Annotated in this window: 15 protein-coding genes; all 15 read right to left on the reverse strand. The window is 44.0% G+C overall.

Features of this window, described 5'->3' with window-relative positions; genetic code table 11:
• Nucleotides 1-96 precede the first annotated feature (96 nt).
• The 15 genes from ED652_RS03620 to ruvA all read right to left on the reverse strand — a co-directional run bounded on the left by ED652_RS03620 (nt 97) and on the right by ruvA (nt 13,684).
• Nucleotides 97-1,128, reverse strand: coding sequence for a potassium channel family protein (locus ED652_RS03620; protein ID WP_017105739.1), 1,032 nt, complete (start codon nt 1,126-1,128; stop codon nt 97-99).
• Between the two features lie 212 nt (nt 1,129-1,340).
• Nucleotides 1,341-2,402 carry a quinolinate synthase NadA gene (nadA, locus tag ED652_RS03625; protein ID WP_017105740.1) on the reverse strand — a complete coding sequence of 354 codons (1,062 nt, stop codon included), beginning with the start codon at nt 2,400-2,402 and terminating at the stop codon, nt 1,341-1,343.
• Nucleotides 2,403-2,609: 207 nt separating this feature from the next.
• Nucleotides 2,610-3,395, reverse strand: coding sequence for a tol-pal system protein YbgF (ybgF, locus tag ED652_RS03630; protein ID WP_029223556.1), 786 nt, complete (start codon nt 3,393-3,395; stop codon nt 2,610-2,612).
• A gap of 33 nt (nt 3,396-3,428) precedes the next feature.
• Nucleotides 3,429-3,971: a peptidoglycan-associated lipoprotein Pal gene (gene pal, locus ED652_RS03635; RefSeq protein WP_017105742.1), complete on the reverse strand. Its 543-nt coding sequence runs from the start codon at nt 3,969-3,971 to the stop codon at nt 3,429-3,431.
• A 111-nt stretch (nt 3,972-4,082) separates the two neighbouring features.
• Nucleotides 4,083-5,435: a Tol-Pal system beta propeller repeat protein TolB gene (tolB, locus tag ED652_RS03640; RefSeq protein WP_122053516.1), complete on the reverse strand. Its 1,353-nt coding sequence runs from the start codon at nt 5,433-5,435 to the stop codon at nt 4,083-4,085.
• A gap of 12 nt (nt 5,436-5,447) precedes the next feature.
• On the reverse strand, nt 5,448-6,515 hold the full coding sequence (gene tolA / locus ED652_RS03645) for a cell envelope integrity protein TolA (protein WP_122053517.1): 1,068 nt from the start codon (nt 6,513-6,515) through the stop codon (nt 5,448-5,450).
• Nucleotides 6,516-6,528: 13 nt separating this feature from the next.
• The gene (tolR, locus tag ED652_RS03650; protein ID WP_017105745.1) at nt 6,529-6,972 is read right to left on the reverse strand and encodes a protein TolR; all 444 of its coding nucleotides are present in this window, start codon (nt 6,970-6,972) and stop codon (nt 6,529-6,531) included.
• Between the two features lie 3 nt (nt 6,973-6,975).
• Nucleotides 6,976-7,659 carry a protein TolQ gene (gene tolQ, locus ED652_RS03655; RefSeq protein WP_017111033.1) on the reverse strand — a complete coding sequence of 228 codons (684 nt, stop codon included), beginning with the start codon at nt 7,657-7,659 and terminating at the stop codon, nt 6,976-6,978.
• Nucleotides 7,649-8,086, reverse strand: coding sequence for a tol-pal system-associated acyl-CoA thioesterase (ybgC, locus tag ED652_RS03660; protein ID WP_017105747.1), 438 nt, complete (start codon nt 8,084-8,086; stop codon nt 7,649-7,651). Before ybgC ends, tolQ begins: the two co-directional genes overlap by 11 nt.
• A 173-nt stretch (nt 8,087-8,259) precedes the next feature.
• A complete protein-coding gene (gene ybgE, locus ED652_RS03665) occupies nt 8,260-8,562 on the reverse strand; it encodes a cyd operon protein YbgE (protein ID WP_017111034.1) in 303 nt (100 codons plus the stop codon).
• The gene (gene cydX / locus ED652_RS03670; RefSeq protein ID WP_000270284.1) at nt 8,555-8,662 is read right to left on the reverse strand and encodes a cytochrome bd-I oxidase subunit CydX; all 108 of its coding nucleotides are present in this window, start codon (nt 8,660-8,662) and stop codon (nt 8,555-8,557) included. Before cydX ends, ybgE begins: the two co-directional genes overlap by 8 nt.
• Nucleotides 8,663-8,693: 31 nt before the next feature.
• Nucleotides 8,694-9,830, reverse strand: coding sequence for a cytochrome d ubiquinol oxidase subunit II (gene cydB, locus ED652_RS03675; RefSeq protein WP_017111035.1), 1,137 nt, complete (start codon nt 9,828-9,830; stop codon nt 8,694-8,696).
• A gap of 13 nt (nt 9,831-9,843) precedes the next feature.
• Nucleotides 9,844-11,430 carry a cytochrome ubiquinol oxidase subunit I gene (gene cydA / locus ED652_RS03680; protein WP_029223557.1) on the reverse strand — a complete coding sequence of 529 codons (1,587 nt, stop codon included), beginning with the start codon at nt 11,428-11,430 and terminating at the stop codon, nt 9,844-9,846.
• 552 nt (nt 11,431-11,982) lie between these two features.
• Complete coding sequence (ruvB, locus tag ED652_RS03685; RefSeq protein WP_017105751.1) at nt 11,983-12,999, reverse strand: Holliday junction branch migration DNA helicase RuvB; 1,017 nt, start codon at nt 12,997-12,999, stop codon at nt 11,983-11,985.
• 73 nt (nt 13,000-13,072) lie between these two features.
• Nucleotides 13,073-13,684: a Holliday junction branch migration protein RuvA gene (gene ruvA / locus ED652_RS03690; protein ID WP_017111036.1), complete on the reverse strand. Its 612-nt coding sequence runs from the start codon at nt 13,682-13,684 to the stop codon at nt 13,073-13,075.
• Between the last annotated feature and the right edge of the window lie 67 nt (nt 13,685-13,751).

Consider the following 13,751-nt stretch of genomic DNA (forward strand, 5'->3'; position numbering starts at 1 on the left):
CAGCTCTGAAGGATCGTTCAACCGATCACTTTAGTTCTAACTGATCGGCATTACTCACGATGAGGCCTTTTTTAGATCTGAAGGAACGGTGTTAGCTTAAAAGCCTTTCCAATCGAAGTGATCGATTCGCTCATCGGCAATGTAAAACAACTTAGTCCCACTGCTGACAACTTGATCAAGTTCTGGGTTAAGTTCAATACCGCTGCCAGTATCAATCGCGATCAGCGTCGCTTGATACTTCTCTTTAAACACAGAGAAAATAGGCGCAACGGTCACAGGCTCGGCGTTTTCAGGGAAATACGTTGAATACTGTGTCATGCCTCTTGTGGAGCTTAATAACTCTTGGTGAAGCGCACTAGAACCTGGGTCAACAGCAGCTTTAGCCAGCATCTCCGCACCAACAGCCGGAATACATTCTGAATTAGGACAATGCTTGTGTAGCAGGTCGCTCAATGCTTCATCTTTAAAGTAAACCAAAAGGTGCGCCTTAGGGTTTCGGTTCGCACAGTAGAGCGCCGCAGATAAAGTAATGTCATCTTCAGGGTTATCAATCAGAATACAACTGGCTGACTCAATGCCCGTTTTCTCCATCTCTTTGCCATCAGTGTAGCTATTCACTTTAACGAAGTTGATTTCACCAGGTAACGGATTCTCAATATCTGAACGAGTACATAATACGATTGGTCGCTTACCCGTTTCTTCATGCTGCAGCATGCGAATGAGATGAATGGTTCTTTGCTCATTCCACCCAAGCATCAAAATGTGGTTGTCCACTCTAACTCTCCTTTTTCCTAGCAAGCCTGCTCGCCAATATTCAACACCTTCTGTCGCCACTTTACCGAGTAGTGCGGCGAAAAGGCTCAACCCGCCGGGAATCACAAATAGAATAACGATCCACTGCCCTGCTACCGTGGTCGGTGATAAATCACCATAACCAACTGTAGAAGCCGTCACCACCAAATAGTAAGCGAATACGGTAACCGAACTGGTTAAATCTGTTTCACCCGCCAAATACAGCATCGACCACGAAAGAACTATGTAGCCAAGAAAAGTGAACAGTAAGTTTTTGCCATTCAAAACAAAGATGTTTGCTTTGATCCAGCGTTTGAGTTGTAACCAGATTATCATTCGAGCCTCAAATCCTTTTCTGTTACTTACATGCTAGAAAAAATACGCGATATCAACAAGATATATCATCAGAAAAAGATACATAAGATCAACATTGATATCGATAGCCGATACTCAGACACAAAAAAACCAGCACTCGGCTGGTTTTTCTCTTGATGGGAAAAGCAAAACAGTGATTAAGCTGGACTGCTTATATCATCACGGCAACGAAATTAAGCGTTGCCTTTAACCTGTAGGTTAAGCTGTTCAGCAAAATCTAGCATGCGGTTCAATGGGATAAGAGACTTCACACGCAGTTCGTCAGAAACGAAAATTTCGTGTTGCTTACCACCATGCTCAAGTGCGTTTTCAATCGCTTCAAGGCCGTTCATTGCCATCCAAGGACAGTGTGCGCAGCTACGACAAGTTGCACCAGCACCCGCTGTTGGTGCTTCAATCAGTTCTTTTTCAGGAACCAATTGCTGCATCTTGAAGAAGATACCTTTGTCAGTCGCGACAATCATCTGTGGATGAGGCAGCTCTTTTGCCTTCTTAATCAGCTGGCTGGTTGACCCTACAGCATCAGCCAGTTCAACCACGCTTGCTGGTGATTCTGGGTGAACCAAAATAGCCGCTTCTGGGTAGACCGATTTCATTTTCTTCAAAGCATCCGCTGAGAACTCATCATGAACGATACACTCACCTTGCCAAAGCAACATGTCAGCGCCGGTTTGATTTGCAATGTAAGAACCGAGGTGGCGGTCTGGCCCCCAAATAATGGGTTTGCCTTCAGCGTCTAGGCTTTCAACGATTTCTAAAGCGATGCTCGACGTAACCACCCAGTCTGCACGAGCTTTAACAGCGGCAGAGGTGTTCGCGTATACAACCACGGTGTGGTCAGGGTGAGCATCACAAAATTCTGTAAATTTGTCAGCGGGACAACCAAGATCAAGCGAACATTCAGCTTCAAGCGTTGGCATTAGAATGCGTTTTTCAGGCGTAAGAATCTTCGCAGACTCACCCATGAAACGAACACCAGCGATGATCAAAGTGCTTGCTGAATGACGGTTACCGAACTTAGCCATTTCTAAAGAATCGCCAACGAAACCACCAGTTTCTTCAGCCAGAGCCTGAATTTCAGGATCCGTGTAGTAGTGTGCAATTAGAACTGCATCTTTTTCTTGAAGTAGTTTTTTGATGTTAGCGATGTGGGCCTGTTTCTGAGCGTCGCTCAATGGAACTGGCTTCGGCGGAAACGGGTAAACTGTATCGATTTTATCTAGTATATGACTCATTGCTCTTGCTCTACGCAACTTCTTCCGAGGATTAGAGTATTCTACACAGGACAGCGATGAGGATCAAAAAGGATTGGTTGCAAGCGGTGACTAGCTAAGACTTAAAACGCATAAACAAGGTGATGCGTTGGCGTCACAAAGCAGCTGAGTAAAAATTAAGGAAGTAAGCAGGTATAAAAAAGAGGTACCTGAGCACCTCTATTTTGTTTATAAGTGGGTTTTGGCCACTTTAGCCGAAGCACTGTTTGGGTACTCGGTAACGACTTGTTGGTAATATTTCTTAGCTTGCGTCGCGTTATTGTTGCGTGCAGCTATGTCACCAAGCTTAACCAGTGCATCTGCTCGCTTGTTTGAGTCTTTGTACGACACAACAGCGGCAAAGCTCTTCACGGCTTCTTTATCTTGCTTCTTAGCGAAATAAAGCTGACCTAACCAGTAATGTGAGTTAGGTGTGAAGGTAGAATCTGGGAAGTCTTTTTGAAACTTTTGGAATGCAGCGATAGCACCCGTGTAGTCTCGTTGCTTTAGAATCATATCTACAGCATTTTGATAAGCGGTTTGCTCATCGACATCAGTACTGAACGTACCAGAAGCATCTTTGGAGCCTTCGCTCGCTGCCACTGCTACCGTTGCTGTTCCTGCTGCTTTCACCTCGCCTCTTACACGATCCAGTTCAATGAACAGTTCACGTTGGCGCTCTAGCATTTGCTTCATATCGTAACTGTTTCGTTCCAGCTCACCACGAAGTTCACTGATCTCCAGTGCCATGTCGTCGATTTGCTGTTGCATTTGAAGCTGAACGAGGTTTCGATTTTGAAGCAGGCGCTCTAAACGCTCGATATCTGATTCGTTAGAGGCTGCTGATCGAGAGGAAGATGATGAATTGGTTGCGGTGCTATTGAGATCGGATACTGGAGCTGGTGCAGCGAACGCGATGTTCGCTGCACTTGCCAGTAACGAAAGCAAAATGACTCGCTTTGTGTTACTGAACATGAGGCAATTCCTCAATTATATAGCCTACTAAAATTAGTAAACTAGTACTGCGCGACGGTTTTTAGCGTACACATCTTCAGATTGACCTAGAAGAAGTGGCTTCTCTTCACCGTAGCTTACGATAGAGATTTGGTCTGCTTGAACACCTAGAGCTTGTAGGTATTTCGCTACAGCTTGTGCACGACGCTCGCCAAGTGCGATGTTGTACTCAGGAGTACCGCGTTCATCAGCGTGACCTTCGATAGTAACGTTCATGTCAACGTTGTTGCTTAGGTAAGCTGCGTGAGCTGCTAGAATTTCTTCGTAGTCGCTAGCGATAGTAGAGTTATCGAATGCAAAGTAGATTGTTTGAGTTTCGCGTAGCGCTTGCTCTTTAAGCTCTTGCTCAGACAGTTGTGCGTTAGCATCAATTGGCGTCACAACAGTCGTGTCTACGTTGCCTTCTGAACCTGAAGTTGTTTGGTTGCTTTCAGTACCTGAAGTTGCAGATGTTGCTTCATCAGTTGAGCTACATGCCGTTACTGCCATCACTGGTAGTGCAATCATCAAGCCTTTAAGAACTTTGTTAAGTTGCATCTTTTTTTCCTTACGTTATCAAACTTAGTTTCTACAGCGACTAAGTGCTATAGATAGTTAATTGCCACAATAGTTAACACTATCAATAGCTAAAAGAATGTATCACTTTAACTAGAGGAACGGTGACCATGCAGGCGCTCGTACGCGTCCGTTGGTTGCCGGTAATCTAGCTTTAAAACGACCATCGATAGAAACCATCGATAGCACGTTTGTTTTGTTGTAAATAGAGCTATAGATAACCATGCCTCCATTCGGTGCAATACTTGGAGATTCATCTAACAGTGTTTTTGTTAGCACCTGAACTGCGCCGGTTTCCAAATCTTGCTTAGCCAAGTTAAAGCCTGAGTTGCTGCGATTCACCATGATAAGGAATCGACCATCAGGAGTGATCTGGCCACCTAAGTTTTGGCTACCTTGCCAAGTAATACGAGAAGTCGAATTATTGGACAAATTTACATTATAAATCTGAGGTTTACCACCACGATCCGATGTAAAAATAAGAGACTTGCCATCTGGGTGCCAAAACGGTTCAGTATTATTAGAACGGCCGCGGGTAATTTGAGTCAGCTTACGGCTAGCAAGGTCAAGTGTGTACACTTGAAGGCTGCCTGTTTTCGACAATACCAATGCCAATGTCTTACCGTCTGGAGAGAATCTTGGCGCGCCATTGTGGCGAGGGTATGACGTCACCTTCTCACGTTCACCGGTGTAAATATTCATAATGAATATTTCAGCTTGGCCATTTTGGAAACTTACATAAGCCAGTTTCTTACCATCTGGAGACCATGCTGGTGACATAAGAGGCTGCTTAGAACGAAGCACTAAACGCTCATTGAAACCATCATAATCAGCAACACGAAGTTGGTATGGGTATTTATCTTTGTCGTTCACTACCACGTAAGAAATACGCGTTAGAAACGCCCCTTTCTCACCCGTTAGCTCTTCATACACTAAATCAGAGATTCGGTGTGCGTACTCTCTCAAGCGTTTACCAGGCACTGTCGCTTTCTTGTTGAACAGCACATGATCTTTAGAAAGTACTAATTGGCCTTCATCGCTTAGTGCACGGCTTTGCCCTTTAGTCAGTTGACCACGAACAATGTCGATCAGTTGGTAGTTCACCACATACTGCCCTTCGGCATTTTTAGTGATGCTACCCGTTAGCAGTGAATCAACACCTAGGTTGGTCCAAGCATCAAAGTCGACCTCTGTTTCGCTGTAAGGCGTTTGAGGCATTTTGCTCGTTGCAACTGGGCTAAATTTCCCACTACGTTGTAGGTCAGAAGCAATAACCGCTGATACATCGTGTGTCAAAGGTCCTGCACCTTCCCAACGGAAAGGTACAATAGCGATAGGTCTAGCAGAGTTTATACCGTCTGTAATAACCAGCTCCAGCGCTGCATGTGCAAACTGGCTGCTTGTCGCTATTACAAAAACAAAACTCAGTAATAGTTTCTTTAACACAAGTTCGTCCTTTTACTCTGGTGATACAAGTAGTTTAATGTCTTTCAAGGATTTCACAATATCCGGGTCTTTCGGCAGTGGATAAGATTGTACTTGTGCCACTGCACGTTTCGTTGCTGCGCATAAACGGCGATCACCGTCTAAGATACTCAAGCTACCCAATATCGCATTTGAGCCCGTAGGAATAAGCTTTAGGTTTACTCGACAAGAGCGTCCTCTATAGCTGTCTTCTAACAACAGATTCTGCTGAATCAGTTGAGTATAAATAGCGCCGTAACGCTGTGCTTCATCACTAATAAATTGTTGTTTAGCCGAAGAGTTTTGAGTCGTCTCAGTTTCGAGCCCAGCAAAGATATCGTTCAATGCTGCCTCTTGTTGTTTGCGCTCTTTTTCGGCTCTTGCTGCAGCATCTTTTGCTTTACGGGCTTTCTCCGCTGCTGCTGCCGCTTCTTTCTCTTTCGCTATACGCTGCTTTTCAGCACGTTCAGCGGCTTCTTTTTCTTTGCGAGCTTTGTCTGCTGCCTCTTTCGCGGCTTTTTCTTTTGCCACGCGTTCTTGTTCAGCTTTGGCGACAGCCGCTTCTTTGGCCTTGCGTTCTTTCTCCGCCTTAACCACAGCGGCTTCTTTTAGCTTACGATCAGCTTCTGCTTTCGCGGCTTTCTTTTGTTCTGTCTTTAAGCGAGCCTCTTCGACTTTACGTTGTTTCTCTTTTTCAACTCGGCGTTTTTCAGCTTCTCGCGTCGCTTTCGCTTCTTTGGCTTGTTTTTCTTTCAGCTTGCGGATGTTTTCTTCTTCCGCTTTACGATTCTTTTCAAGTCGCTCGCTTTCGCGACGTAACTTGTCTAACCGTTCTTGTTCTTTCTTACCCGCAGCTTCTCTTTGTTGACGAATCTGTTGGGCTTGCTTGCGAACTAACTGAGGGTCGATCACGACCGCCTGAACCATCTGCCCTGTTGGCTTAGGTTCTGACATCGTGAAGTCTGCTCCCCAAATAAGAGCGACGAATAGAATGACATGCAGCCCGATTGAAATTAGAAGCGGCGTTTTGAAATTATTGGATTTTTTATTATTCGCTTTCATGGATGCTACGGAGCTATTCCCTTATATCCGTTAAAAGGCCAACCTTTGGCACACCTGCACGGCTTAATTCATCAAGTAATAAAACAACTTCAGCGTAAGGCGTTGCGGCATCACCGCCGACCGCCACTGGAGAGTTAGGATTCAGAGACAATTCAGCTTTAACCCGAACAATAATGTCTTCAATTGACAGGCCTCGTTGAACCTCTTCATCATTAACGCTCAAGCCAAGCTCACCGTCTTTGTTCACTTCAACGATAATGAAGCTCGCGTTCTCGTCACCCAGTAAATCTTGAGCTGATTTAGCCGTTGAAGCCTTTGGCAATTCAACATCAACACCTTGTGTGACGAATGGTGAGGTCACCATAAAAATAATCAGCAAAACCAGCATAACGTCGATGTAAGGTACAACGTTAATCTCTGCCGTCATTTTGCGTTTTTTAGGTTGGTATCCAGCCATCTATTATTCCCTGCCAGCCATCGCTTGACGGTGAAGAATGCTGTGGAACTCTTCAGAGAAAGTCGCGTAGTTATGTTCGAGTTTACCTACTCGGCTACTGAAGCGGTTGTAAGCCATAACAGCAGGAATAGCAGCAAATAGACCCATTGCTGTTGCAATCAGAGCTTCTGCAATACCAGGTGCAACCATAGCGAGTGTCGCCTGCTTCACTTCGCCTAGTGCGATGAATGAGTGCATGATGCCCCAGACCGTACCAAAAAGGCCGATATAAGGACTGATAGAACCGACGGTCGCTAGGAAAGGTAAATTGGTTTCTAGCTCATCCACTTCACGGGCAACCGCAACGCGCATTGCACGACCAGTGCCTTCCATAATGAAATCAGGAGAAGTGGCATTAGATTTACGCAGGCGAGCAAATTCGGTGAAGCCTGCGTAGAAGATTTCTTCAGTACCAGAAAGCTCGTCTTTGCGTTTATTGCTCTCTTGGTACAATTTAGCAAGATCAACGCCAGACCAAAATTTGTCTTCAAAGACTTCTGTTTGTTTAGAAGCTTGAGATAATACTTTACTTCTTTTTATGATCATTGCCCAAGAAACAACAGACATGCCCATAAGAATCAGCATGACCATCTTAACTAGTAAGCTAGCTTCTAATATTAGGCCTAAGATTGAGATTTCAGCAGTCACTATTCGTTAGCTCCGTGAGAATAAATGTTGGCATTGCTTTGGGTTTCATTTTTTGATTATCGATACATGCTACCTTAACCATTGCTTTACACAATGCCTTGCCATCAGGATTTACGATCTCTTGACAGAAGACCAAGGTAGCTCGCTTCAACTCGTAAATATTTGTAATGACTTGTAAAGAATCATCAAGCCGCGCACCTTGAATAAAATCAATGTCCATATGTCGGACTACGAAACCGATATTTTGTTCTAACAAGACTTGCTGAGAGACGCCAATTGAGCGCAACATCTCAGTTCGAGCGCGCTCAAAGAACTTAAGATAGTTGGCATGATATACCACCCCACCAGCATCGGTGTCTTCGTAATACACTGTCACAGGCCAAGTAAATGGCTTAGATAATCCCTGCAATTTGCTACCACAACCCAAAACGATAAAGATCTCACTATAACCTAACTCTTTATCATTAAAAGTATATGGCAGTGATTTATTTGATTTGAAAGACGAAAAAAAAGGCCATCTGTATAAGATGACCTCTTTTTGGCTAAAAACCCAACAACCACCTAGGTTTACTTTGTTATAAACCTAGTCCACGCCCCCATTTAGATAAGGCGCAGCACGGTTAGATAGAGCAAAATCGTGAGTGAAACGTAAGGGCTGAATAATAACTGCCACATCCAAGCTCTTGGTTTAAAACCGATACCATAAACCATGCTCGAGCATACGGCCCAGATGAACATAGGCCCAATGATAGCGTTAAAGCCACCGATGCTTGCCGCATACGTTTCAGGATCCCACATTACTAAACCAACATGCATGAAACCCAATATTAAGGATAAAGCTCTTAACAGAGTCTTATCCATTGGTTGATGCAATTTAGCAACTTGCTCTGCGAGATTACTCACTGTCTTTATCCATCATTTCTGAATGCTCAAGCCAAAGAGCATTGATGATGCCGAATGCACATGCTAGAAGTACACCCAAAATCCATGCGAAATACCACATAAAATTTCTCCTAAGTTATTTAACTTCTAGCTTAGTAAGCTGAAACGTCATTATCTTCGATGTGTTTCTTATCTAGACGACCAAACATTTTGTAGTATGTCCAAGTCGTGTAGCCCAGAATCACAGGAACCATTACCGCCGCAACTCCGGTCATAAGACCAAGCGTTAGCTCACTCGCTGTTGAATCCCACATAGTCAAACTATGGCTAGGGTTCAGGCTTGATGGCATTACGAATGGGAACATTGCAAAACCAGCCGTTAAAATAACACCAGCGTTAGATAGGCTTGAGAACAAGAATGCGAAACCACCACGCTCAAAGCGAGATGCAATTACAGCAAGCAGTGGCATTGCTACACCAAGAATCGGTGCAGCCCACATTGCTGGATACGTTTCGAAGTTTGTCATCCAAGCACCAACTTGAAGTGATACTTCTTTGTTTAGTGGGTTTGAATCAGCAAACGTATCGATAGTGCTTGTAATTACATAGCCTTCGATAGATTGAACCCAGAAGCCACCAATAACGAATAGAGCAATAGCAATTAGGCCAGTGATCTGAGCAACGTTACGAGCGCGACTGTGCAGCTCTTCTGTTGTCTTCATTTGAAGCCATGTTGCACCTTGCATCACGAACAACATCAGAGCCAACACACCACAAAGCAATGCAAACGGATTTAGCAGAGCGAAGAACGTACCATGGTACTTAGACATCATGAATTCGTTCAGTTCGAATGGAACACCTTGTAATAGGTTACCAAATGCCACACCGAAAATGATTGGTGGAACTGTGCCACTAAAGCAAAGTGCGTAGTCCCAAGTCTTACGCCATTTTGGATCTTCAATCTTAGAACGGTAATCAAGAGCAAGTGGTCGTAACCAAAGCGCTGCTAACGTCGCATACATTGCGAAGTAGAAACCAGAGAAAGATGTCGCGTAAACCAGTGGCCATGCAGCAAACAAGGCACCACCCGCAGTGATAAGCCAAACTTGGTTACCATCCCAGTGAGGGGCAATCGTGTTCAGCATAATACGACGTTCAGTGTCGCTCTTACCGATAACAGGTGAAAGGGCTGCAACACCCATATCGAAGCCATCAGTTACGGCGAAACCAACCAGTAGAACACCGATCAATACCCACCAAATAAGTCGTAAGCTTTCGTAATCAAACATAATATTCCCTCACTTATACTTCGACTGAACGGCTAACTTTGTCTTCAACAGAGTTATCGTTTTGTTCAAAGTGGTAACGGCCTGTCTTTAAGCTACTTGGACCTTTACGTGCGAATTTCAGCATTAGGTAAACTTCAGCAATTAAGAACACTGTGTACAGTGCCAGAATCGCGAATAGAGAAGTCCAAAGCTGTTCAATAGTTAGTGCTGATGCAGCCACGTTAACCGGTAGGATTTCACCAACCGCCCATGGTTGACGACCAAATTCAGCAACGAACCAACCCGCTTCGATCGCAATCCAAGGTAGTGGGATTGAGAATAGCGCAGCTTTAAGTATCCATGGTTTCTGTTCGATCTTCTGACGACACGTTTGAACAAACGCCGCACCGAATACAAACAACATGATGAAGCCACAAGCAACCATCAGACGGAATGACCAGAATAGAGGCCAAACTGTTGGGATAGAATCATCCGCAGCCATTTGGATTTGATCTTCTGTTGCATCAACAACGTCGTCTGTGTAGCGCTTAAGAAGCAGACCGTAACCTAGGTCACCTTTCACTTCGTCGAACGCTGCAATGTTTTCTTCAGACTTGTCGCCTGAACGTAGCTTTTCAAGCAACTCGTATGCGTACATACCAGTACGGATACGATCAACGTGATCATCACGTAAGTCACGCAGGCCCGTTACTTCAGTATCAAGCGAACGCGTTGCGATGATACCCATTACGTAAGGGATTTTAATTGCGTAGTCAGTATTCATTGTTTCTTGGTTTGGAATACCAAAAACAGTAAATGCAGCTGGTGCTTCTTCAGTGTGCCACTCTGCTTCTACCGCAGCGAGCTTCACTTTTTGAACTTCACCAAGCTCGTAACCAGATTCATCACCTAGCACGATTACTGACAAGATCGCCGCCATACCGAAAGATGCTGCAATCGCAAAAGAGCGACGAGCAAAGGCAAGGTCACGACCTTTAAGAATGTAGTATGAGCTGATACCAAGGATGAACATTGCACCCGTTGTGTAACCAGACGCCACTGTGTGTACAAATTTAACTTGTGCTACTGGGTTTAGTACAACTTCAGCGAAGCTCACCATTTCCATACGCATGGTTTCAAAGTTAAATTCCGCACCCACTGGGTTTTGCATCCAGCCGTTCGCTACCAAGATCCAAAGCGCTGAGAAGTTAGAGCCAAGTGCTACTAACCACGTTACCGCTAAGTGCTGACGCTTTGACAATCTGTCCCAACCGAAGAAGAAAAGACCAACAAAAGTAGACTCTAGGAAGAATGCAACAAGCGCTTCAATAGCTAGCGGAGCACCGAAGATGTCTCCAACGTAGTGAGAATAGTAAGACCAGTTCGTACCAAACTGAAACTCCATGGTTAAGCCTGTCGCTACACCAAGAGCAAAGTTAATACCAAACAATTTACCCCAGAACTTGGTCATGTCCTTGTAAATTTGTTTGCCAGTCATTACATATACTGACTCCATAATGGCAAGAAGAAATGCCATACCTAAAGTCAGTGGAACAAATAGGAAGTGATACATCGCTGTAAATGCAAACTGCAATCGCGACAGATCAACAACATCAATCATGGTAACTCCTTTGTGTCGGCTGAATGACACTTGTGTGATTATTCACCGCAAATATCCATGTTAAAACAATTTATATAATTGTTATTACAAATTGAAATTTGTAGCAAAAACGTACCGTTATAGTTAGATTATTGTTAAGCATGAGCTAATATAGCTGGCGCTAATATTACTGGTAAAATCAGTATGTTTCAAAAGGTTTATAGGAGAAGTCTGCGTTGATTTGTATCAATTTTATTCAAGCAAATTAGAGTTATTTTTAAACAATCATGATTAAAATCACACCAATTTTAGCGTTGTTAATAACCGCGCATGATATCTGTGACAAAAGCTCAGCACCACTTCAACATCCAAATTACAACTACCTATAAAGTATTAACAAAAGATATGACAGTTTATTTCATTTTTTGTTAGCTAAATCAAACTTGAAATCAAAGTTTCCATTTTTGAATTTCGATATTTAGCCTTTTTATCGATTTGCTCAAAGAGTTGTTATTCAATAAAAACCAAAAAATCCCAGCGCTTATGCAACTGGGATCTTTAGAAATGAATAAGTTAACGATTTGAGGGTTTGTCTATTCCGAAGTGTAAATACGCTCTGTCGGTAGCAATTCGACCTCTTGGTGTTCTTTGCAGATAACCCTGCTGAATCAAATACGGTTCCAATACATCTTCAATCGTATCTTTTTCTTCACCAATCGCAGCTGCCATGTTGTCGATACCGACCGGACCACCACCAAACTTCTCCATAATCGCAAGTAGAAGCTTTCTGTCCATGTAGTCAAAGCCTTTGGCATCCACGTCCAACATGTTGAGTGCCTTATCCGCCACGTCTGGGCAAATATGTCCGTCGGCTTTCACTTCCGCGTAATCTCGTACACGGCGTAATAAACGGTTCGCGATACGCGGTGTACCACGAGCACGACGAGCAATTTCTAATGCCCCATCCGACTCCAATGAAAGTCCAAGGCAATCTGCACTGCGCTGAACGATATTTTGAAGGTCTTCAACCTTGTAGTACTCAAGACGCTGAGTAATACCAAAACGGTCACGTAATGGCGATGTTAGTGAGCCAGCACGAGTGGTTGCGCCAATCAAAGTAAATGGAGGAAGGTCAATCTTGATAGAGCGAGCTGCAGGGCCTTCACCAATCATAATATCCAGTTGGTAATCTTCCATTGCTGGATACAGAACCTCTTCAACCACAGGGCTTAAGCGGTGGATCTCATCAATGAAAAGCACATCGTTTTCTTCGAGGTTGGTTAATAGCGCGGCTAAATCGCCTGCTTTTTCTAAAACCGGACCTGAAGTCGTACGGATGCTCACATCCATTTCATTAGCAACAATGTTCGCAAGCGTGGTTTTACCTAAACCGGGAGGGCCAAAAATCAACAGATGATCCAGAGCTTCATTTCGCATTTGGGCTGCTTGAATGAAAATCTCCATCTGGTTACGAACGTGGTCCTGACCTTGATAGTCGGCTAACGCCTTTGGACGTATTGCACGGTCGATAACATCTTCATCTTTAAAGACCGGATTATCCGGTGCAATCAGGCGATCGGCTTCAATCATAAATTCTGTTATTCCTAACTCTGCGTATAGGCAAAGTGAATGAGTCTATTTTGTAGAACAAGTATATGAGGTATTAAACCATCGACTTCAGTGCTTCGCGAATCAATTGTTCGCTGGTCATGCCATCTTTAGCCACTTGAGCAACAACTTTAGAGGCTTGAGTCGGTTTATAACCCAACGCAAGTAGTGCGCTTACGGCTTCTTCTTCAGCATCGTGAACCGCTGGCATCGAGTCCATTGGCGCTGCATCTGTTGCAGGCGTAAACAGATCACCTGCGCCCCACCCTTTCAGGCGGTCTTTCATTTCAACAACAAGGCGTTCTGCCGTTTTCTTACCAACACCCGGCAGTTTAACCAATGTTGAGATATCTTCACGTTCAACACTCTGAACGAATTGGCTTGCCGTCATTCCAGAAAGGATACCAAGACCAAGTTTAGGACCGACACCATTCGCTTTAATCACTTCACGGAACAAGGCACGCTCTTTAACGGTGTTAAAACCATAAAGTAGCTGAGCATCTTCACGTACCACAAAATGAGTGTAGATAATTGCTTCTTCGCCTACGTTTGGTAACTCATAAAAACAGCTCATTGGCATTTGAACTTCATAACCAACACCACTGACTTCAATCAATAATTCTGGTGGCTGTTTTTCTATTAATGTACCGCGGAGACGTCCGATCACAATTCACTCTCTTGATGGAATTTAATTTGAAGGACAGAATATAAAAGAACTGGATACTTATCCAGTT

Source organism: Vibrio sp. Evd11 (assembly GCF_900382755.1).
GTDB classification, from domain to species: domain Bacteria; phylum Pseudomonadota; class Gammaproteobacteria; order Enterobacterales; family Vibrionaceae; genus Vibrio; species Vibrio lentus.